The following is a 22,092-nucleotide window of genomic DNA, read 5'->3' as shown; positions in this document are numbered from 1 at the left end:
CTCCCTTAGTCACTCTTTAACTTTTAACCGCTCCTGCAACCCCTTCAATAAAGTATTTCTGCATGATAATAAAGATGATCATAACTGGCAGCAAGGAGATGGTTGCCCCAGCGGCCATTCCAGAGAAGTCAATCGAATAGGTTTGCACGAAGTTCTGCATCCCTACCGCTAACGTTCGCAATTCTGGTTTACTAATCGTTAATACGAGTGGCACAAGGAAGGAACTCCAAGTCCAGATAAATTGCATAATCGCAGTTGTTGCAACAATAGGCATACTTAAAGGGAGCATTACTTTTGAAAATACAGTCAAAAAGCCCGCTCCATCAATCTCTGCCGCTTCTTCAACGGATTTTGGCAAATTGGCAAAAAAGGAGGCAAACATAAGAATGAACAGAACATGTGCACCAGATGACTCTGCTACAATGATGCCTAGTATCGAGTTATCCAGCCCCATTGCACTGACTAATTTGAACAATGGAATAATCGTATATCCTTTAGGAATGAACATAATGGCCACCACACATATCATGATGACTCTTTTACCTGGAAAATCTATTCTTCCCAGCGCATACCCTGTCAAAGAGGAGAGAACAATGACAATTAATACGGTTGCGACGGTAAAAATAACCGTGTTCACAAAATAACCCGAAAAGTTTGCTGTCACCCACGCATTTGCATAATTTTCCCATCTCAATTCTTCTGGCATCAGTTTGGTCCCACTGGTTAGAAATTCTTTGTTTGTTTTTAACGAGGAGAACACCATCCATACGAAAGGATAAATCCAAACAATCCCGAAAATGACTAAAAAAACATGAATGGTCGTACGAGCTGTTTTGGTTGCTATCATACGCTCACCCCACCCTTTTTCTTCTTATTCACTCTGAATTTCGTCACCTGTTTACCAAAGGATACCGCACCAAAAATCATACTTATAACAAATGTAAATATACCAAGCAAAACACCCGCAGCAGAAGCATATCCCATTCTGACTTGCCCACCACCAAGCTGACTGGAAAAAGCAAAATTATAGATAAGCAAATCCATCGTTTCCGTTGCAAAGTTTGGGCCACCGTTCGTTAATGTCTTGACCAGGTCAAAGGCATTAATACCACTTACTAATGATAATAATATAATCACGGCAGCAATTGGCTTTAATAATGGTAGCGTAATATGTCTTAATGTAGCCCAAAATCCGGCGCCATCCAGTTGAGCAGATTCATACAATTCATTAGGGATCGATTGCAGACCGGCTAACCAATAAACCATATTAATACCTAGTCCTTTCCATGAACCAATTACAATTAATAAGATGACCGCTAATAACGGATCCGTTAGCCAGGGAATCGGTTTATCAATGATACTGACATGGAGAAGAAACTGATTAAAGAAACCGTTAATACCGAAAATATTTCCCATAATGATCCCGACAATGGCTGTAGTCGTTACAACCGGCAAGAAATATATAGCGCGATAAAAACCTTTTCCCTTTAATTTTTGATCATTTAAGATGATCGCTAAAATTAAAGCTCCACCTACACCGAGAACAGTCGTGCCTAAAATGTAATAAATCGAAACGACTGCTGAATTCCAAAATCTTTCGGATGTTAATAATTGTTGATAGTTTCCTAATCCAACAAAATCATTTAATGGACCAATTCCACTCCACTCATAAAACGAATAAACGTAACTCATCACGATTGGATAGGCAGAGAATACAAAGAATACAATAATTTGTGGTGCCAGAAAAATATATGCCCAGATCGCTTTTCTCTTTTTTAAGGTTCTGAGATTGGACTTACTTTTCGTTGTTGTTTTGTCGTCTACTTTTATATGATTAGCCAAAAGAAGATCACCCTTTCTAGACTTAAGGATACATAATGAAGAAAAACTTGGCTTTTCGCCATATACTGGCGAAAGCCTAAGTCTTCTTATTTCAATTCGTCATACTTATCGACTGTATAAGGTTCAAATGGGACCCAATTTGGATACTTGTAATCATCTTGCGACACTTCTGGAAACTCTTCGAGTGTCTCTAAAAATGCGTCTTTCATGTCTTGATCTATTTTTCCTATTTCCTCTTCAAGTTTTTCACTATTACCAGTAATGTAGCCGACGACTGCATCCCCGATTCCGCCAACTTCCAATTTATTTCGATATGCCTTATTAAATGCAATCACTTCTTTATTAAACTCTGCTGGCTTAGGCACCGGAATAGCTAATTCACTTTCCAGTTCTAAGATGTCATTATATTGTTCAAAAGGAGGTTCTCCACCTACATCTTTTTTCGCTGGCAAGCCTGCTCCTGTATTTACATACACCGTCTCATGAAGATGTTCTAATGCATATTCTAAGAAAGTCTTCACTTCATCCCAGTTTTCTGTATGGTTGTTCACTCGAATACTTGTCGCTTCAGAACCTGCCGGATAATAATACGGCTTGCCATCTTTCGTTGGTAATGGTGCGACTCCCCAATTCTCAAATTCATTTTCTTTGAATAATTGTCGTCCTACCCAGTCACCACTCCATAAGAAAGCACTCTGTCCTACCGCAAATGTTGCTTCTGCTTCCCCTAGACCAATTTCAACACTCTGAGGAGCCATAAGTCCCTCCTCTAATAATTCCTTGATAAATTTAGCGCTTTCTATTTTCCCTTCTGTTAATACTTGTGGTACACCTTCCTTATAATTCTCCTGCCAAGGTACTTCAGGCGTTATCGCTGTTCCCATCATCGAAACTAACTGTTCGTTAGCCCATCCCGGGTTATTCCAGACTATCGGATATACAGCGCCATTGGATTCTTCAATAATCTTCTGCCCGATCGTTTTAAATTCTTCCCAGGAAGCAGGAATATCTGATTCCGATAGTCCTAACATCTCAAATACATCTTTGTTATAATACATAATCATTGCTTTACTTCTTGGCGAAGCTAATGGAAACCCGTAAACAGAACCATCTGATGTTGTACCATTTTCATACCAGGTACCTTCCTGGAACTGTCCTTTTACTTCCTCAGTAAAAATGTCATCTAAATTCTTGACTGCATCTACCTCCACCAGTTCAGATAATTCAACGATATTCGTCCACATATCTGGTAAATTACTTTCTGACAATGCTGTTCGAAGCTGTGTTTCTGCCTCTGGTGTCTCCTGTTTTTCTATTTTAATGCCAGGATACTCCGCTTCGAAATCCTTAATGAGCTGTTCAAATCCACCTCTCAATTCTGGATATCTATTCCAAAAGGTTAACGTGACAACATCTTCACCACTTTCACTTTCCGTGTTACTACTTTCCTTCTCACTGCACGCGCTAAGAAGTAATAGAATAACGAACATACCCAAAACGAACAGACTAATTTTTTTCATCTTCTTTCCCCCATTTTTAAGATTTTTACATAGAGAAGCATTTGTTCAACAGAAAGCTACTACCGAAATCACCCCCTTAAATGTGGACCAGATCAACATAAAGTAAACGCTGTCATTTGTGCAGTGAGCCAGTTTGTAACCAGCCAGCTAAGCCATAGTAACCGGTTACTATTTACCTATTAGAAAAACTCGGTATACACCTAGTCTTTAGGGAGTGCCGAAGTTTTTCTTATACTTTGTACGTTTTAAATTTTTTCTACGTCGGTCTGCTTCATCGTTGAAAATTTATGCTTTCATAACGTGTATAAAAAAAGATAATAACTTTTTGTAAAATCAGTTACTATCTAATGCGGTCGGTTTGTTGATTCTCTTATTGCTAAATAGGGATCCAGCCATATTTCTTCTGGTTTCATTGTTTTGGTATGGATAATAAGATCAATAGCTTTTTCTCCTAGATCTTTATAGGGATGACTGACAGAGGTAATTTCTGGCGTTGCATTTTTGGTCAAGTCTGTATTATCAAAACCGACAAAGGAAAATGGATGCAAATGATTCTGTCTGCATGCTTTTAATGCACCAATAATGACTAAATCATTTATACCAATTAATGCAGTCGGTAAATCGGACTCGTTTACATGAATGAATGTCTCTACTGCTTTTCTTCCACTATCTACATCATAACCACTATAGATCTGCCAGTTCTCTTTCATCAGCAGTCCATGTTTCGTTAGAGAGCGCCAATAAGCATTCACTTTGATATCAGTCGTTGTTACTCCTTTCACACCACCGATGAGACCAATTTTTTTATGGTCGTGACTAACTAGATGTTCAATAACTAAATCTATTCCCTTTGCTTCATTTGTATGTACACTGCTGCAATTAATACCATCTATTTTGCCATTTACCATTATGACAGGTATTTTATTCATCACATCTTTAAGTTCATTTATTTCCATATGATCTGGTTGGCTTTTATTTATTCTGCCGCCCATGAAAATAATCCCCTCTACCTGTCGTTCCGAAAGGTCCCGTAAATACTTGGATTCTATTTCATTACTGTTCATGGAGTTCCCTAATATAAGCGTATACCCTTTCGTTAACGCATATTTCTCCGCTTCAATAAACACTTGCGCAAAAAATGGATTGGTGATGTCAGGTAATATAAAGCCAATCATTTTCGATTCTTTTTTGGTTAAGCTTCTTGCTACAGCATTTGGTTGATAGTCATATTTTTTAATAAGGTCCAATACCATTTTTTTCGTTTTCTCACTGACAGGATAGTTATTAGCTATCACTCTCGACACTGTTGCCGTTGAGACCTTGGCTTCTTTGGCAATATCATAAATAGTGACGGGTTTCTGCTTCATTTCCTTTTCCTCCAAAATGTAATCGATTACTATATAATATGCTCAGAATGAATTGCAATTCAAACATTATTTGGAAGTTATGTTGTTTCATCTGACACGCTTATCTTTAGGGGGAGGCGTCTTCTAATCATATCAAGTACTAACGGATATACTATTCGATTAAACACTATACATAACTATCATTAGTCAACAGAACGTTGAGTTCAGGACATGTTTGATGTAGAAGTAGCACTATAGAGGGTGAATTAAGAAAAAACGGGAAAGACCACCCGGTCCTAACTAACATAAATAATATACAACTACCTATAATATGGATTAAGTAAAGTAGAACTATCTGACATTGTGTTAATTTTGATAGATTTCATTTGCTCAGCAAAGCTCCGGAAATATGCTCCGCGTCCAGTGGGCACGGCTTCAGCTAGGCTACTACTTGAACAACTTCTTTGCTGCCTTGTGACGAGGAAGCTCACTTCGAAGTGATTCTAGCAGACACAGGCACAGACAAAGTGGATCTTCAGCTCGCGCTGACGCATGAGGAGTCTCCGCATATTTCCTACGCTTTAGGGAAGTGCTACAGCGTTTGTAACAGCTAAAAGTAAGGATTTTAAGCATTGTTACAGTGAATGATGAAATCGGTGGAGACTGCCCAAAATGTTACCTCTTGCGTCCGTTGTAGAACCAATACTAGAACGTAGGCCAACCACGAAGACTCCCGCGGGACATGCAGGTGCTGAAGATCCACTTTGTGAAGCGATCTTCTTCACAAAGTTAGCTTCAGCCGTGCCCCGCAGGACGCGGAGTGGTTGGACGGAGCGGTCTCCCAGCATATGAAACATTTCAAAGTTACCACTGTGTTAGTTGACATAATCCATATTATAAGAACCCATCAATCATGTTTAGCATGTTTACTTCTATGACTTTACTTTTATACTTTCTTACCTACCAGAAAAAGCATCTTCGATCAGATGCTTTTTCTCAAGAAATATTATTCGGAAATATATTTAACAGCTGCTTTCACATTGTTAAATGTCGGAATTTTATTTACCGTGTCAACCAGACCAGCTGTTTTCATAGCCAGATTAGGACCGATTCCTGCCAATAGTGTTTCTTTTCCCATTAAACGAGCTAATTGACTGATCTCAAAGAAACGGGAAACAACATACGTATCCATTTCATACAAGCCCGACAAATCGATAATAAGGTAATCTTCATCCGAATCTTCCAAATAAAAGGATAGCCTGTTGCTCATCGATTCAAATCTTTTATCGGTAAAGTTACCAATTAAAGGCAGGATAACCGCATTATCTGTTATCGGCACAATCGGTGTAGAGATGCTATCCATCTCTTTTAATGTCTCTTCTAATATAATTGTTTTTTCTCTTTCTTCACTGATATCTTTTTGAATGCCAATAAAATAAAACTTGGATTCTTCTTCAATCCAGAGCGGATCAATGATTAACTCATTCCAGAAGCCTGTCTGATTCTTTTTGTAATTATACAACAAGATTTCAATCGATTTTCGATTATGTAAAGCTTCAGAAATCTTTTTTACACTATTCCTGTTCGTATCTGGACCTTGAAGAAAGCGACAATTCTGTCCGATCACTTCCTCACTACGATATCCAGTTAATTTATAAAAGCCTTCATTAGCAAAGATGATCGGATTATCTTGTTGATCGGGATCCGTAATGACTACTCCCACTTTTGTTCGATTAAGTGCCTTTTCAAATAGGATTTGTTTCAACGTAGTAATACCCTCCTGCGCAAATACAATTAGTTTGATTTTATCATAAACGTTGTCTGTTGCACAAAAACTTACTTGTTACAAAAAACGGACTAATTCAAGCATAAGATTGAATTATCATTTAATGCCAATAATGGCTACCCATTCTTCTATTGATGTAAAAAAAGACAGTAAGCAATCGACTCATAATGACATTATACTATAATTCCCCTGATAAAGATTGCATACAAGTATAAAGCAATTAATGGTGATGTTGTCATTAAAAAATAGTACGTCTATCACTGATACTTCGAAAATAACGTCCAAATCAATTCGTTTCGTGTAGTAACACCTGCTTTTTGAAAAATGACTTTAAGATGATCCTGAACAGTATAATAAGAGATATTTAAATTGTCTGCTATTTCTTTAGCTGGAATGCCTCTGATACTTTCAAGTACCACTTCCTTTTCTCTTAAAGTTAACCGATAGACCTCCATTAGATAAAAAAGCATATCTCTTGAAGTTGCTTTATTCAATGTAATTGCAATACTAGGAGTCTCTGACTCTGTTTGTAGAAAGGATGCCGAAACTACCAAGTAAACGTTGTTAATGATCGGGACAAACACTGGAGCCAATGGTTCCCCTTCTGTTATTAATTTTGCGCCAATTGCTTGAATGGGCTTTGGCAAAGCAGATGAACGTTCAAAATTCTGTAACGTCTGCAGATAGCTTGAACCTGTATCATTCGACGATATAATCTGAAGATCCTGGTTCAATAGGATAATGCCAGTTCCGGCTGGTTGTCTATTATCCACATTATCTGAAATAGCATGGTAATAAGATCGCAGTGCCTGTGCCATTATCGGTGCTACATTCTCTAATAAGAATACATCCGTATCTGAAAAATAAGACTGTTGAACAGCCTGCTCTTTCTTAAATAATGTTAAAAAACCATAACATTGATTTTTCTCCATAAGCGCTACACGTATTTCATCAGAAAAACGATGTGGTTTAAGTATTGTGTCATACCTTCTGCTTCCCACCTCTCCAAATGTATCACTTAATCTGCCAATCTTCTTCTGGTTCTGAACTAAATCTTTGTAAAGGTGTACATCGTCTTCCTTATACTCACTTATTAATAATTGCTGATGGATAACATCAATGGAACTTTCCGTAACAGCGCCAACAGATGTAAGGGTATGTGGATTGACAATAGTACAGCAATAAGCATCGAAAAAAATGCTCGTTTGTAATGCCTCTACCATTTTTTTTCGATAATGATAGGAATCATGATATTTCCCACGCAATCGATTTGATAGTTGTTTCCAATATTGATTTTCAGCTTGCATATTTACGCATCTCCCTCTCCCTAGTTTATGGGATGGTGACTTTCAAAATTAAGGTTTATAATTGAGAATGATTATTATTCAAATGATAACAAGGAGTGTTGAAAAAATGAATAGGATTATATCGTATTTTAGTCGATATCCATTGGTTGATCTTATACGTTCAGGATCAAGAACATACGCGGGAATTAAAGGAGTGATATCATGACACATGGTAATTGGAACAGTCGCGTTGTCCAAAACTACCAACAAACGATCCGCAATAAAGTACCCGGATATGATTTGATATACGAACAGATGTTAGCCATTATCCGATCCACTCAGATACCAGAAGACATTCTGATCATAGGTGCCGGAGGTGGTCAAGAGCTTGTCACACTTAGTAAAGACTATCCAGATGTCAGGTATACCGCTATAGATCCATCTCATCGAATGATGGCATTAGCAAAATCGAGACTTAACAAATCGATGAAACATATCGATTGGTATGAGACAGAATTAGCTAACGTGCCAACAACTACTCCGTTTGATATTGTTACATGCCATTTGATGCTTCATTTTTTGCATGAAGAAAAAAAAGAATTACTGTTAGATATTGGTGAAAGAGTGAAAGAAGGCGGACTTTGCTTTATCTCCTCTATTAATACAGCAGATAGTCGTCTCCTATCTTATTGGCAACAACATATGCGTAATAATGGCGTGCCTGATGAAGAAATAGAAACGTTTTCATCATCTTTTGGCAAAACCACTCATCCTGTTTCTGCTGAATGGATTCATCAATGGTTACAAGAGGCAGGGTTTATTAAGATCATTCCCTACTTCAAGAGTTATGCAATAGATGCGATAGTAGCAACAAAAGGTGCTCTGCCATGATGAGAAATGTGTTGATTGTTGGCGGATATGGAAAAGTAGGTGGACAAATCGCAAAACAACTGGCAAATTCCACCGACCTCACTATTTATATTGGTGGAAGAAGTTTGGATAAAGCGCTAAATTTTTGTGAGGAGACTTGTCCATATGCACATGCCATACAGCTTGACGTAACCGAACCGATAAGTTTCGAGCAAATTAAGAATATGGACCTCATCGTCATGTGTTTAGAACAACGAAATACGAATTTTGCTAAACTTTGCTTAGAAAATGGTGTCCACTACATTGATATTACAGCCAGTTATGGATTTATTCAACAAATAGAGCAGCTTCATTCCGTTGTTCAAGACGCAACAGGCATTATTAGTGTAGGATTTGCTCCAGGTCTGTCCAATCTACTTGCAAAGCATACAGCAAATCACCTTTCCAACATGGATGAATTACGAATAACTATTTTGTTAGGACTAGGGGAGGCACATGGTAAAGGAGCAATCGAATGGATGCTTGATCAGTTCAATCAATCCTATTTATTGCAAAACGCCGCAACTAAGAAGGAAGTGACTAATTTCTCTCAAAAGAAAAAAACATATTTTCAAAAGGTCGGACCTCGCAGCAGTTACCTGTTTAATTTCTCTGATCAGCATACATTAAGAAAGCATTTCTCCTCTGGCACGGTCAAAACCTATATTACATTTGATGTGGAAGGCATAAATCGTCTTATCTCTTTGCTGCGATTCACACGCCTTACCGCACTATTAAAGCAAAAATGGATAAAAAAAGCAGTTATCAAGCTCATTCATTCCTTTAGCATAGGTTCCGATATTTGCGCGATTCATGTGGAAGGGAATAATCAAACAGACGATACCATTAAAGAGGTCAGTCATGTAGTGTATGGCAAGAGTGAGGCGATAATGACGGCAATGATAACGGCATTATTGATAGAAAAGATGTTAAAGCAACCTTTACCACCTGGTATTTTTCATTTGGATGAGTTGTTTACATTAGAAGATTTCCACCCATCGCTCTAGTAGCCCATTGTTGAATTGATGCCGTTTACGTGAATAAAGATTATTCAGTTAAACCGGGCAACAATTCGAACGGTTCTAACGACCGCTACCTTTTTAATGGATTATGTAGAATAGAACTGTATGACAATGAAGTAATTTTCACGGCTCATAACCGTCAAGATAAGGTAAGGCTTTTAAACAGCAAAGAGAACACGATACCGTAATGGCTAAAATGAAACCATTTATAAAAGCTATTCCTGAGGTAAACTACAAGAATTGGCTCAAGAAACTGGATTTATGGAATGCCAGAAGAAACTAAAAAAAGAGCAAAATCTATATTGGCAAAAAGAGTATCGGTATTGACTCAAGTGTCCTTTCATATCCTTGAGAAGTCACAAATTTGAATCTTACGGACAACTTTTGCTTTTTTCCTTTTCAAACAGTCATAAGATCGAATCTCATGGACGAAAATCGGAAAAAACGTATTAAACCGTTCATAAGAATCGATTCTATATTAGGAGCGAACATAGAAGGTAGTTTAAGCACTTTTTATCTTTTTCTTAGCTTGACGGTTATGGGGCTACGGCTTCAGCTAGGCTATTACTTGAACGGCTTCTCTGCTGCCTGGTGCCGAGGAAGCTGACTTCGAAGCAATACATGCAGTCACAGCTGCAGACAAAATGGTCTTCTTTACAAAGTTAGCTTCCTCTTTGCCCAGCAGGAGGCCGGATCGCTGTCCTTGTACTTGAATCATTTCAAAATTACCTACAAGAATCTGCACTTTTATTTTCTAAATCTTAAGCGAAAATTATTGTAATGCGGCTTTTCTGATGAATTAATTTTCTTAATCCATCAGAAAAGAAAAAGAGCCTTTCCGTAACAAACTTCTAAGATATGTTAGGTACAGTAAACGTGACGGTTGTTCCAATACCAGGTGTGCTCCTGACATGTAACCCCTTGCCATACAACTGCTTCAAACGCTGCTGGGTATTCAGTAGTCCAATACCTTTCTTGCGGTCAGGTTGGATCGTAAAGATTTTTTCTATTGTTTCCTTCTCCATACCGATCCCATCATCCATAACAGAAATTTCAGTATCCTCTTCAACTTTGTGAATTCGAATGGTAATGGAACCACCACCAGATTGCTTTAAGACGCCATGATTAACAGCATTCTCTACTAATGTTTGGATAGATAAAGGAGGAATCATGACATCACCCACTTCTTCTATTTCCCATTTTATTTGTAGCCTATCTCTAAATCGCTCTTTTTCAATATATAAATAAGACGTAATCAAATCTACTTCGTATTGGAGATGAACGACCTTCTCTAAGTTTTGCAGATAAAAACTACTCTGCAAATACTGGGTGAATCTATCCAGAAGATGCTTCATTCTCGTCGTGTCTACTTCACTCAATGAAACAATAGCATTTAGCGTATTAAATAAAAAGTGTGGTCGAATTTGAGACTGTAGCCATGCTGCCTCCATCCCTAATCGTTCATTAACAGATGCTTGTAAATTGGTTAAAGCATGTACCCGAACATTTAACTCAACAGCATCAACGGGTTTTGTGACGTAATCATTTGCACCTGCTAAAAAACCTGTATAGATATCTTCCGGATTGCTTCGTGCTGTAAGAAGCAGTATAGGAAGTTCAGAAATGGAAAATTTCTTCCGGATCGCACGCGTTAAATCATAGCCAGACATAGTTGGCATCATTACATCCGAAATAATTAAATCCCAGTCCTGCCCTTCTAATAGTTGTAAGGCGGCTTTTCCATTAGTAACGGATTCGACTATATATTGATCTTTAGACAAGATATTCCGTAACACTTGCAAATTTACAGGATCATCATCGACTGCCAATATTCTTGGCCGTTTAGAAACGGCAACATTATTAGTAAATGCCTCCACCATGGCATGATTCATGACAATTGGTGTTTCTTTTAATGAAAGTTCTCCTATTTGCATATGTTTAGCTGGGGTTGCTCCTTTTCCGCTTTCAAACGAGGAGTCTTTTGCTAATGGTAAGGTAAAAGTAAATACGGTTCCTTCGCCTAAGACAGAATGCGCTTTTATACTACCACCGTGCATTTCCACTAACTGCTTGCTAATATATAAACCTAATCCCAGGCCACCCCCTATTGCTGTCATACTGGAATCACCTTGTTTATAGGCTTGGAAGATCGTATTTAATGTCTTGTCATCCATTCCAATACCTGGATCTGTAATATGAACTCTTGCTTTCCCATTATGTATGTCAGCATCTATTGTAATGATGCCTTCGTCAGTAAATTTCACTGCATTATGAAGTACATTAAACAAAATTTGAATCAGACGGTTTTTATCCGCTGCTACACTCGGAAAGTCACTAGCAATTTGGACGTCCATTTGGATATTTTTATTTTCCATAAGGAACGAAAGCATATCTACTACGCCTCTCGTGATAGCTTGCAGGTCCAGACGCTCCTTATGTAAGTGTATCCTATGTTCTTTCAAGCGAGTAATGTCTAATAAATCTTCCAAAGTCCGTGACATATGATGCCCAATGGTCAGCTGTAGTTGTATGTTACTACGCGTTTTTTTATCCACTTGCTCCGATCTGTTCTGCAAAATCGATTGCGAGATATTAATAATCCCATGTAATGGATTGCGAAGCTCATGGGATGTATTGGCAAGAAATTCATCTTTTTGTTTAATCTCTTTTTGCAGTTCCAGAGCAAGTTCTTCATTAGAAGTATTTAATGAAATTAACTGTTTATTTTGTTGCTCTGTCTGCCATACAGAATCGGCAAAGCCTTTACTCATTACGATAACGTGAATCATGACATAGACAGCAACCGCTGGCAGCATCAATGTCCATGACTGATACCAATTCTGTCCTATCGCAAAGTCATTAAAGAATGCCAGAAAAATAAGCGACAATCCGATTAAATTTATTTTGGCATTCTTGTTGTTATTGCGAATACTCTTAGCAATAACATAAGCCGCATAGAAAAAAGTAGGAATGGTTATGTAAAATACTTGAAAAAATAAATCTTGAAAAAATACCGGTTGCGTAATTAAGGTAGTCACAATTAAGAATAAATGTATGAACACTAGTCCATACATGATTTTCTTAGAAAACTCCTTTTCATGCCATTTCCACAATAAAATAATATAAAACATGGAAGTCGCCTCGGTTAGTATATATTCTAATTTTGTTCCCAAAAGCCAAGGCATATCAATGAATATAAGCGTGTAATAAAAAGGAACAGCAAATATAGCACGAACGGATATTAGCATGGCAAACAATCCGAATAAAAAAAACAAAAACTCTTTTCTGCGATACCAAGCAAATAAAATCATAAATAGACCGATGATAAAAATAATTCCATTGAGAAAAATCGTACCGATCATCTTCCTATTAAATTTTTGGGTCACTACTGAAGCTTCCCCTAGATAAATCGAATTCTCAAATCCACCTCTAATATGGTCAAAGCTAGAAACTTGCATCGTAAGTAAGATTTCCTTTGATTCAGGAACGAAATAAGCCGTTTTTGGAGCCATTTCAGCTGAATGGGAAGCTGGATCCTTTCCAACTGTACCGTTTTGGGCAACTTCTACTTGATCTATATAAAGAATATATGCACTGTATTGATAAGGAATATGGATAGCTAATGTTTTCCCAACATATTCTTTAGGTATTTCAATGGTTGTACTATATGTTCCGAAAGCATTCACTTCCCCTGTTTGCGTTTCAAATGAGCTAGGAAGAGATACTATTTTTCCTTTTCCATGTAATACATGTTCGTTTATTTTATCAGGTGTTAACAATTCCTTTGCAAAGAAATGCCACTTTCCATCTAAATCTGTATAAAAATCCTTTCCCTCTATCTCATTCAAATGGTGAATCGTCTCTGATGTATCTGACTGCTTTGCAAAGGTACTGTTATTATTTATCACCAACATCATCAATGAAGTGACAATAAATACGAATATGTACCGTCTATACTTAAACGCCAACTGATTCGCCCCACTTATGAAACAATTTTCAAGAACTAGTCTACTAAGCATGAATACTCCCATTCTATCACAGATTATAGAATAACTTTGCACAATCACTCTTCTTTCTGATTCTCTTACAGATATTCCGAGGTTTTACATTAAAGAAAAATTTGGCTTTTCGATCTCCAAGCACTGGCAAAAGTTTTCATCTCTTGTTTATTCCTGAAATTCCCCCACGTTCCATTACTACTCTGCTAAAATTTCACTTTCCAAACAGATAAAAACAGAAAATCGCATGTATCTTTAAGTCCCATTTACAAGGCGTGTTGCAAATGACTTGCTAATATTGAAGCGTCTTCTACTCTAGAACTAAAAAGCTTAGTGTTGAAACAAGTTTACAAGATCGATTCCAAACATCCGACAGATTCATTCTCCGCTACTAGACATATCGGGGGATCACACTAAGATGTTTTTTTTTACCATTTATGTATGAGACGTTTGAAAACTAGTATTGTTGTCCAAACTGTTAAAAAACAGAAAATTCACACGTGAGGGTAGATTCTGATGAGAAAAAAAAAGGATGTTAAGCAACAGCAAGAGCAAAGCAATCCTTCTGCCGAGACTGACAATCGTCCAATATATGACCAATTGGATAAAAATATAGAATGTATCACACAGCTTATGGGAAACAGCACAGATTTAATAACAAGAAAATTCGCCGTACAGAATCATCAGGCTGCCATTATCTTTTTAGAGGGATTAGTTGATAAAGAGCTGATTCAACACTATTTACTAACCCCATTAATCGAGAAGTCCAATGACTTAAATGAGGATGTAATTGATAGGAATGATGCCTATCAGTTTATGTATAAATCAGTTATTACAACAGCTGAATTGTTGGAAATCCATTCCTATAATACGTTATTGAAACATTTACTTGCTGGCGACACCATTTTACTTATGGATGGAATGGAGAAAGGATTCGCCATTGGCTCTAAAGGTGCCAGTGAGCGAAACGTCGAACAGCCAACCACACAACAAGTAGTACGAGGACCAAAGGATTGCTTTACCGAATCAATTGGTGTCAATATTTCTTTGGTGCGTAAACGCATCAAAGACCCTAACCTATGGCAAGAATCCTTTAGAATTGGCAGGCAAACACAAACAAAGGTTTCGATCGTCTATTTAAACGGCATCGTATCCCCTGAAATAGTGGAAGAAGTGAAGAACAGGTTAGCAAAAATTGATGTGGATGCTGTATTAGAAGGTGGCTATATTGAAGAATTAATTCAAGATAGTAAACATTCACCCTTTCCAACCGTAATGAACAGTGAAAGACCTGATGCCATTAGTGCAGGTATTCTGGAAGGAAAAGTAGCGATATTTGTTGATGGGACACCTTTTACATTATTAGTTCCATCCTTATTCATTGATTTTCTTCAATCAAATGAAGATTATTACCAAAGGAGCGATATTGCTACAGCAATCCGTCTGCTTCGATTCCTGGCGTTTTTCTTAGCCTTATTGACTCCATCTCTTTATGTTGCATTGACCACATTTCATCAAGAAATGATACCTACTACTTTATTAATAAGCTTAGCCGCTCAGAGGGAAGGAATCCCATTTCCAGCATTCGTAGAGGCTTTAATTATGGAGGTTACTTTTGAACTCTTGCGAGAAGCTGGAATCAGATTACCAAATGCGATAGGGGCAGCTATTTCTATTGTTGGTGCATTAGTGCTCGGTCAGGCAGCGGTTGATGCGGGGATTGTATCAGCCACAATGGTTATTGTTGTCTCATTAACAGCCATATCTAGTTTTATTTTTCCTAATTACAGCTTAACCAGCAGTGTACGTATTTTAAGATTTGGTTTTATGATCTTGGCAGCAACACTAGGATTATTTGGCATCTTTATCGGTTTGCTTCTCTTAGCCTTGCATATCACTAGTCTTCGATCGTTTGGTGTTCCCTATATTGCCCCATTTGCACCATTTATCAAGAAGGATCAAAAAGATGCACTGGTGCGTGAATCAAGAGAAGAACTAACCACTAGACCAAGACTAATCAACCAACGAAATGTAAAACGCCAATCTATAAAATGAACGGCAAAAACTGATTGAGGGATGAACATGATAGCTTTCACCAAAAAGTTCATTTGTTTACTGTTGCTATCCGTTTTGTTAACGGGTTGCTGGAGTGCAAAAGAACTAACAGAAATAACGATTTCCACTGCTCTAGCCATTGATATTACGGACGAGGGTTATGAGCTATCCATACAAGCTATAAATCCAGGTGAAATTGCCGGGGAGAACACTTCTACTAGAACAACGGTTTCTACCTATACTGCTACTGGAAAAACTATGTTTGAGGCCATTAGAAAGTTAACGACCGTTGCACCACGTAAGGTTAATTTAAGCCATTTGCAGGTCATCATTTATGGAGAAGAAACCGCACGGCAAGGGATTGGAAAAACACTCGACTTTCTGATGAGAGATCACGAATTACGAACAGACTTTTCTATTGTCATTGCACAGGGTCTAAAAGGAAAGGATTTGATAAGTATCCTTACGCCTTTAGAAAAAATTCCTGCCAACAAAATAAAAGCAAGTCTGGACTCCTCTCAGAATTTTTGGGCACCTACCAAAGAAGTAGAATTAAATGAATTAGTGAATTCTATATCTGTTCCTGGTAAAGATGCGGTATTGACTGGTGTATATGTGGTGGGAAATATCCAGGCAGGAAAAAATATTGAAAATGCAGAAAATGTGGATTCGCCAACCAGAATTTATCTGGATGGATTAGGTATTTTTCATGCAGATAAGTTACAGGGATGGCTATCTGAAACAGAGAGTAAGGGGTTTAATTATATAACGGATAATGTGACGAATACGATCGGGTTTGTACCTTGCGGTGACAGTGGAACCATATCATTTGAGGTTGTTAGAAGTAAAACTGATTTAAAAGCTGATTGGAAAAATGGCAAGCCTGTTATTAACCTTACTATAGATATTATTGCAAATATTGGCGATGTCGAGTGCTCTATTGACTTTACTGATCCAAAAACGATTCCGAAGCTTCAGAAACAGCTTGAGTCGAAAACAAATACCATAGTTGAGGAAAGTATAAACGCTGCGAAATCATATAAAAGTGATATCTTTGGATTTGGAAATGCGCTTAGACACTCTAAACCAAAAAAATGGATGGAAATTCGAAATGATTGGGAGGACCACTTTACAGAAACAGAGGTAAAAACAAAAATAACGGTAGAAATTAAGAAAGCAGGTACCATAACAAAACCTATCTCAGAAGATATAGAAAAAAAGACCGCAAAGGAAGAGTAATATGTTAACTATTTTATTGATCTTGACATTGAGTATATTTCTTCTTTACTTCGAATGGAAGTACCTAAGTAAACCAAAAGAGCAGCAGGATCGTATTTTTCTTATCATATTCATGAGTGTCGCAGTGGTTCTACTATCTTTACATTTCTTTGACGTACAACTACCATATTTCACGGATATTATCAGTATGATATTTGATCCGATTTCTGCCCCTTTATCCAAATGGTTAGAATCACTACAAAAGCAACCGTAATTAATTTGAAGGAAAGGAGGATTATTAATTGGAAGCAAAATTAGATGGTATTCAATTCTTTATTCTAGTCACAATGAATGTTTTAGGAGCGGCGATAATATTTATTCCAAGTCTTGCTGCCAGTTACGCCAAAGAAAATAGTTGGATTACCATCAGTTTAACGGTCATCATCGGTTTAGCGATAATCCTCCTTTATAATCATCTGATCCATATCAGTTATGATAAAGGTTTGTATGCTACCATAGATAAGATTACAGGCAAATGGTTTGGTAAACTGATTTTAATCATTTTCATGCTATATACTTTCATGAATATTATTGGGAACTTGTGGGCAATTGGCGATTTTATCTCGATACAGATATTGATGGGTACACCATTTGAAGTCATTACTTTTCTCATTATATTAACGGTACTATTTGCTATTCGTTATGGTATAGAAGTAATTGGTCGTACCGCACAGCTATTTTTTCCATTTACGATTCTTTGCGCGATACTGTTGACATTGCTTGTCATGGGGCAGGCTGATTGGACGAACGCGAAACCAATTTTCCGTGTACATCAAGAGGCGACCGTCGCTGGTATTCTTCCGATTATTTCTATTACATACCTGGAACTATTCATTATGTTAGGTATTACACACATGGTTCACGATAAGCAGAGTGCTAAGAAAGGGATGATCTATGGTGGAATTACAAGTGGTGTATTACTGCTTATTATTACGGTAATGTGTATTGCTGTTTTGGGGGTTAACGGTACGGCAAATTCTTCGTATCCAGTATACGCATTGGGGCAACGAATTAACCTTTATAATTTTTTCCAACGAGTAGAAATTATTGTAGCGTTCATTTGGTTTTTTACTATTTTCTTTAAAATATGTGTCTCCTATTATATATTAGTCCATGCTCTGTCTTACACCTTAAAAATACAAAAATATAAAGTAATAACGATACCATTGATGTTTATTATCTTTTTTGGCAGTTTGCATTCAACTGCTAACTCCTTTACATCCAATGCCTATATTAATGGAACGAATATAATTACATCTCTATTAGTTGGCTTATTGATTCCAATATTGCTTCTGGTCATTCGTTTGTTTAGACGGTCATAAGCTCAAAAGGAAAGCATCAAATAGAATGAAGTTATCAATCTATTTAATGCAATCGGTACATTCGAGTTATCTGGTTAACATTCTTTTTAGGTGCATAGCAGCATTAACAACCATCTATTAATAAAAGAAAATGGTTACATCAAGCAATGAATGAGCCCAGCTTCTACTCAAATTCTTGAGGGCTTTTGCTTCTGAATTCTCTTAACAAGCTTAAAAAAACGTTTAGCGCTTTGGTTTGGAACGGCGAACGCAAAACAATGGAGAATTCACGCTTGATTGGCAGTAGATTGACGTCCATAACAGACAATGAACCCCTGGCACTTTCTTCACGAATCGCCCAGTAAGAAAGCAAGCTAATACCTAAACCCGCTGCAATGGATTCTTTAATAATTTGTGTACTGCCAAACTCTAACTTTTCCTTAGGAGCAATGCCAATCGATTGAAACATTTTTTCCGTGACTTCCCTTGTTCCAGAACCTTGTTCCCTCACGATCCATGTCTCCTTTTCTAACTCTGAAATAGATTTTCTAGCCAGACCATGGTTAGGAGCGGCCACTATATACATGAGATCTTCTGCAAAAGGTTCAATAACTAAATGCTTATCATGAAACGCTCCTTCAACTATTCCCACATCTATTTGATGACTCAATACCAGATTGGCTATTTTGAATGTATTTCCAATCGTGATGGTTGGCTGAATCAGTGGATAGTGCTGGTGCACTCTTTTTATCACATGGGGCAATACATATTCACCAAAGGTATAACTGGCACCAATCGAAATAGAACCGCTTGCCTGATTAATAAGATCATCCATCAAGTCGTGCATTTTTGTATAAAGCCCTAAGATTTCCTTGGCATGGTAATACACCATTTCACCTGCCTGATTCAAGCGTACAAACTTATTGCTTCGTTCCAGCAATTTGGATCCCATTGTAATCTCCAGCGATCGTATGTACTGACTCACAGCAGGCTGCGTCATATGTAATTTTTCCGCTGCACGTGAGAAATTCTTCAATTCCGCTACGGTGACAAAGACCTGTAATTGTTGATCCATTGTTCTCCAACCTTTCTCCATTCATTTCATTATATAGATTTACTTATGATACTTATAATAAATGATTATTTTACTTATATCCAGAGAGGACGTAATCTGAGAACAGGTGGTGTTGACATGAAAAACATAAAAAATCTTATAAAGCCTGTCCAACTGTTTAATAAAACAACGGTTATCAATGGGGGCGGTGGCATAGCTTTCACCTTTATAATCGCCTTACTAGGTTATGGTTTGGCGAAGTTACCCGGCTTTGACCATATGGGGCAGCTGGCATCCGCTATCGTTATCGCTGTGCTATATCGTCAGTTATTTGGGTATCCTGCATTCTTCCGCTTAGGAATTGCCTTTTCTTCTCAATCATTATTACGGTTTGCGATCGTATTATTCGGATTAAAACTCAATATGGCTACGGTAATACAAGATGGTGCAGGATTACTTATGCGAGATACTGGTGTTATCATCTTTGCTATTCTAACCACTATATGGTTAGCTCGACTGTTTAAGGCAGACATTACTATCTCCCTTCTGCTTGGCGTGGGGACAGGTGTATGTGGTGCCGCAGCCATCGCTGCCATTGCACCAATTATAAAATCTAAAGAGGAAGACACAGCCATTAGTGTTGGTATTATCGCATTATTTGGAACTGTTTTTGCTATTACTTACACTGTATTACGGCCATTCTTACCATTAACCTCAATAGAATATGGCATCTGGTCTGGCATTAGTTTGCATGAAATAGCTCATGTGGCCCTGGCTTCTGCACCGGCAGGAAAAGAAGCACTAGCTATCGGTCTGCTAGCCAAATTAGGCAGGGTATTCTTGCTCATTCCACTGTGCTTTCTATTTATGTATATCATCAAACTGAAAAGCAGTCGAGACGAACATGTTCAGACAAAAATAGGTTTTCCTTGGTTTTTAATAGGATTCATCATCATGAGTATATTGGGAAGCTATGTACTCGGGGATGCTATTCCTGTTTCTAGTACATTTACAAACGGTGTTTCCAATCTTAGTTCATGGTGCTTGACAGCAGCAATGGTTGGCTTGGGACTGAATGTAAACTTACAAGATCTCCGCGCAAAAGCGCTGAAACCAATGGTTGTGATGGTGATTGTTTCTATTTGTCTATCTGTTTTAACTTACTTTATTGTATAAAAGGCGTGTGGATGTTCTATTGTTTCATTTTCAAGCGGAAGCGTGATTGGAAGAAGCTCAAACTTTTGAAGTTAGAGTACGTTCAGGCGCAAGGAACTTTGAAAAGGATTCAAACGCCTGAAGATAGTGTAACTTCAAGCGGATGTGGCATCGAATAAGGTTCAAAAGCCCGAAGTTAGCACTACTTCAGGAGGAAGGCGTGTTAAATAAGGCTCTATCGCTTGAAGTCAGCTCAACTTCAGATGGAAAACGCATCAAAAACGCCCCATTCGCTTGAATTAGTACAACTTCAAACGGAATGGAGCACAAAAATATTTCAAATGTCCGAACACAGTTTGATAGCTAATCGCTAATCATTCTGCCCGCTTTCTTCCATCACATTTTTAAAAGCATTGTTTGAGAGTCCCATCAAAAGCATACAGCTTAAATCCTGTTTTTTCATAAAGATGGATCGCAGGCGTATTTCCTCGGTCTGCACTTAACGATAGCTTACTAAACCCATCCAATTTCGCATGTTCTATCATTTTTTCAATAACAAATAACCAAGACCCTTTTCTCTTGCCTCTTCCGAAACTGCGATCCCCAACTCCGGGGTATTCGAATTGACATCCCCATAGCCTTTGTTATCACAATCGAACAAACGATTCCAGACAGCTCCAACAGGCTGGTCTTCCGAAGTGTGCGCAATGAATGCCTTGTCCCCTTCTCATCCCCACGCCTCATAATACTTCTTAATTTTTAATCGTTTCTTGCACCTGTATCAAGCAAAAAAGCTAATCCCCTAATTTACAATAGAATTAGCTGATTTTCTTATATATCTTTTTACTGATAGTGATCGTTGATCTAATATAGTCCAAAATCGATCCGTCTACAAAAGTTAAATGTTGTTCTGGTGATAGGGACCTTTTTGATCCCCTTCCGCCTGAATTTGTAATATCTTCTGGCGCCTTACTAGCTTCTAATGTCGAAACACTGATGTCTCATAATTTTCTAGACATCACTGTGTTAAAATCTTCGAAGCCCATTTTATGATAAATTTCTTTTGCATAGTTGCCTGCATACACATTAAGTCGAATATCCTGATAACCATGGCGCTTGCTATCATGGAACGCAGCTTGTAATAATTGCTTTGCTATCCCCTGATTACGATAATTTGGTAAAACATAAAGTTCATACACAAAGACATGTGGTTGATTGGTAATAAAATCAATATTTTCGCCTAGTAAAATCCAGCCAGCTATTTCATTTCTCTGATTACCAAATACTAAATAATGACCTCCTTGTTCGAGAATAGCTAGAGGCATTTGCACTGCTTGTTCCTGACTGATTTGACCTTTCAACAATGCCCCTTCGACTGCGGAATCCTGTGCCTTTGACAATATATAGTGAATATCCCTTTGTGTAGCACGTCTTATCATACTAGTTCCTCCACCTATAACTTTTACTAAAGCATATGTGGATCACTCCAAGTTTGTTAACCATATAAGAAAAATTAACCTACTTAACCTTTTGGCATTAT

At 37.7% G+C, this 22,092-nt stretch carries 17 protein-coding genes; 7 read left to right on the top strand and 10 right to left on the bottom strand.

The features are described from left to right. Positions 1–16: 16 nt before the first annotated feature. The 6 genes from MUN88_RS10435 to MUN88_RS10410 all read right to left on the bottom strand — a co-directional run bounded on the left by MUN88_RS10435 (position 17) and on the right by MUN88_RS10410 (position 7,801). Positions 17–847, bottom strand: a complete 831-nt coding sequence (locus MUN88_RS10435; RefSeq protein ID WP_244724132.1) for a carbohydrate ABC transporter permease — start codon at positions 845–847, stop codon at positions 17–19. Next, positions 844–1,842 carry a carbohydrate ABC transporter permease gene (locus tag MUN88_RS10430; protein ID WP_244724130.1) on the bottom strand — a complete coding sequence of 333 codons (999 nt, stop codon included), beginning with the start codon at positions 1,840–1,842 and terminating at the stop codon, positions 844–846. The genes MUN88_RS10435 and MUN88_RS10430 overlap by 4 nt, the downstream gene beginning before the upstream one ends. 86 nt (positions 1,843–1,928) lie before the next feature. Continuing rightward, a complete protein-coding gene (locus MUN88_RS10425) occupies positions 1,929–3,362 on the bottom strand; it encodes an ABC transporter substrate-binding protein (protein WP_244724127.1) in 1,434 nt (477 codons plus the stop codon). Between the two features lie 344 nt (positions 3,363–3,706). Beyond that, positions 3,707–4,729 carry a LacI family DNA-binding transcriptional regulator gene (locus MUN88_RS10420; RefSeq protein WP_244724124.1) on the bottom strand — a complete coding sequence of 341 codons (1,023 nt, stop codon included), beginning with the start codon at positions 4,727–4,729 and terminating at the stop codon, positions 3,707–3,709. Between the two features lie 985 nt (positions 4,730–5,714). Continuing rightward, a complete protein-coding gene (gene ytvA, locus MUN88_RS10415) occupies positions 5,715–6,473 on the bottom strand; it encodes a YtvA family blue-light photoreceptor (RefSeq protein WP_244724122.1) in 759 nt (252 codons plus the stop codon). 278 nt (positions 6,474–6,751) lie between these two features. Then, the gene (locus MUN88_RS10410) at positions 6,752–7,801 is read right to left on the bottom strand and encodes a helix-turn-helix transcriptional regulator (protein ID WP_244724119.1); all 1,050 of its coding nucleotides are present in this window, start codon (positions 7,799–7,801) and stop codon (positions 6,752–6,754) included. 201 nt (positions 7,802–8,002) lie between these two features. On the opposite strand from MUN88_RS10410, the gene MUN88_RS10405 reads away from it, so the two are divergent. Both MUN88_RS10405 and MUN88_RS10400 read left to right on the top strand, forming a co-directional pair. Further along, positions 8,003–8,671: a class I SAM-dependent methyltransferase gene (locus MUN88_RS10405; protein WP_244724116.1), complete on the top strand. Its 669-nt coding sequence runs from the start codon at positions 8,003–8,005 to the stop codon at positions 8,669–8,671. Continuing rightward, positions 8,668–9,696, top strand: a complete 1,029-nt coding sequence (locus tag MUN88_RS10400; protein WP_244724113.1) for a saccharopine dehydrogenase family protein — start codon at positions 8,668–8,670, stop codon at positions 9,694–9,696. The genes MUN88_RS10405 and MUN88_RS10400 overlap by 4 nt, the downstream gene beginning before the upstream one ends. Before the next feature lie 866 nt (positions 9,697–10,562). Here the strand turns inward: MUN88_RS10400 and MUN88_RS10395 are convergent. After that, positions 10,563–13,679 carry a hybrid sensor histidine kinase/response regulator gene (locus MUN88_RS10395; RefSeq protein ID WP_244724110.1) on the bottom strand — a complete coding sequence of 1,039 codons (3,117 nt, stop codon included), beginning with the start codon at positions 13,677–13,679 and terminating at the stop codon, positions 10,563–10,565. Positions 13,680–14,225: 546 nt separating this feature from the next. On the opposite strand from MUN88_RS10395, the gene MUN88_RS10390 reads away from it, so the two are divergent. The 4 genes from MUN88_RS10390 to MUN88_RS10375 are packed head-to-tail and all read left to right on the top strand — an operon-like array spanning position 14,226 to position 18,364. Beyond that, entirely contained in the window at positions 14,226–15,764 is a 1,539-nt protein-coding gene (locus MUN88_RS10390; RefSeq protein WP_244724107.1) for a spore germination protein, read from the top strand. Positions 15,765–15,791: 27 nt separating this feature from the next. Continuing rightward, positions 15,792–17,003, top strand: coding sequence for a Ger(x)C family spore germination protein (locus tag MUN88_RS10385; RefSeq protein WP_244724105.1), 1,212 nt, complete (start codon positions 15,792–15,794; stop codon positions 17,001–17,003). 1 nt (position 17,004) lies between these two features. After that, complete coding sequence (locus tag MUN88_RS10380) at positions 17,005–17,256, top strand: hypothetical protein (protein ID WP_244724102.1); 252 nt, start codon at positions 17,005–17,007, stop codon at positions 17,254–17,256. Positions 17,257–17,284: 28 nt separating this feature from the next. Continuing rightward, complete coding sequence (locus MUN88_RS10375; RefSeq protein WP_244724099.1) at positions 17,285–18,364, top strand: GerAB/ArcD/ProY family transporter; 1,080 nt, start codon at positions 17,285–17,287, stop codon at positions 18,362–18,364. Positions 18,365–18,527: 163 nt separating this feature from the next. Here the strand turns inward: MUN88_RS10375 and MUN88_RS10370 are convergent, their stop codons facing one another. Next, complete coding sequence (locus MUN88_RS10370; RefSeq protein WP_244724096.1) at positions 18,528–19,418, bottom strand: LysR family transcriptional regulator; 891 nt, start codon at positions 19,416–19,418, stop codon at positions 18,528–18,530. 117 nt (positions 19,419–19,535) lie between these two features. On the opposite strand from MUN88_RS10370, the gene MUN88_RS10365 reads away from it, so the two are divergent. Further along, positions 19,536–20,573: a YeiH family protein gene (locus tag MUN88_RS10365; protein ID WP_244724093.1), complete on the top strand. Its 1,038-nt coding sequence runs from the start codon at positions 19,536–19,538 to the stop codon at positions 20,571–20,573. Positions 20,574–20,956: 383 nt separating this feature from the next. Here MUN88_RS10365 and MUN88_RS21880 read toward each other — a convergent pair whose 3' ends face one another. Both MUN88_RS21880 and MUN88_RS10360 read right to left on the bottom strand, forming a co-directional pair. Continuing rightward, the gene (locus tag MUN88_RS21880) at positions 20,957–21,097 is read right to left on the bottom strand and encodes a GNAT family N-acetyltransferase (protein ID WP_369809970.1); all 141 of its coding nucleotides are present in this window, start codon (positions 21,095–21,097) and stop codon (positions 20,957–20,959) included. A 456-nt stretch (positions 21,098–21,553) separates the two neighbouring features. Next, complete coding sequence (locus MUN88_RS10360) at positions 21,554–21,991, bottom strand: GNAT family N-acetyltransferase (RefSeq protein ID WP_244724090.1); 438 nt, start codon at positions 21,989–21,991, stop codon at positions 21,554–21,556. Between the last annotated feature and the right edge of the window lie 101 nt (positions 21,992–22,092).

The sequence above is a fragment of the Gracilibacillus caseinilyticus genome, from assembly GCF_022919115.1.
In the GTDB taxonomy this organism is placed as follows: Bacteria; Bacillota; Bacilli; order Bacillales; family Amphibacillaceae; genus Gracilibacillus; species Gracilibacillus caseinilyticus.
The sequence above is the reverse complement of the archived record's forward strand: the minus strand, read 5'-3'. Positions and strand labels throughout refer to the sequence as shown.

Coding starts and splice junctions, on each gene's coding strand:
- MUN88_RS10435 (WP_244724132.1), bottom strand. CDS start 847: ATGATAGCAACCAAAACAGCTCGTACGACCATTCATGTTTTTTTAGTC.
- MUN88_RS10425 (WP_244724127.1), bottom strand. CDS start 3,362: ATGAAAAAAATTAGTCTGTTCGTTTTGGGTATGTTCGTTATTCTATTA.
- MUN88_RS10420 (WP_244724124.1), bottom strand. CDS start 4,729: ATGAAGCAGAAACCCGTCACTATTTATGATATTGCCAAAGAAGCCAAG.
- MUN88_RS10410 (WP_244724119.1), bottom strand. CDS start 7,801: ATGCAAGCTGAAAATCAATATTGGAAACAACTATCAAATCGATTGCGT.
- MUN88_RS10405 (WP_244724116.1), top strand. CDS start 8,003: ATGACACATGGTAATTGGAACAGTCGCGTTGTCCAAAACTACCAACAA.
- MUN88_RS10400 (WP_244724113.1), top strand. CDS start 8,668: ATGATGAGAAATGTGTTGATTGTTGGCGGATATGGAAAAGTAGGTGGA.
- MUN88_RS10390 (WP_244724107.1), top strand. CDS start 14,226: ATGAGAAAAAAAAAGGATGTTAAGCAACAGCAAGAGCAAAGCAATCCT.
- MUN88_RS10385 (WP_244724105.1), top strand. CDS start 15,792: ATGATAGCTTTCACCAAAAAGTTCATTTGTTTACTGTTGCTATCCGTT.
- MUN88_RS10380 (WP_244724102.1), top strand. CDS start 17,005: ATGTTAACTATTTTATTGATCTTGACATTGAGTATATTTCTTCTTTAC.
- MUN88_RS10370 (WP_244724096.1), bottom strand. CDS start 19,418: ATGGATCAACAATTACAGGTCTTTGTCACCGTAGCGGAATTGAAGAAT.
- MUN88_RS10365 (WP_244724093.1), top strand. CDS start 19,536: ATGAAAAACATAAAAAATCTTATAAAGCCTGTCCAACTGTTTAATAAA.
- MUN88_RS21880 (WP_369809970.1), bottom strand. CDS start 21,097: ATGATAGAACATGCGAAATTGGATGGGTTTAGTAAGCTATCGTTAAGT.
- MUN88_RS10360 (WP_244724090.1), bottom strand. CDS start 21,991: ATGATAAGACGTGCTACACAAAGGGATATTCACTATATATTGTCAAAG.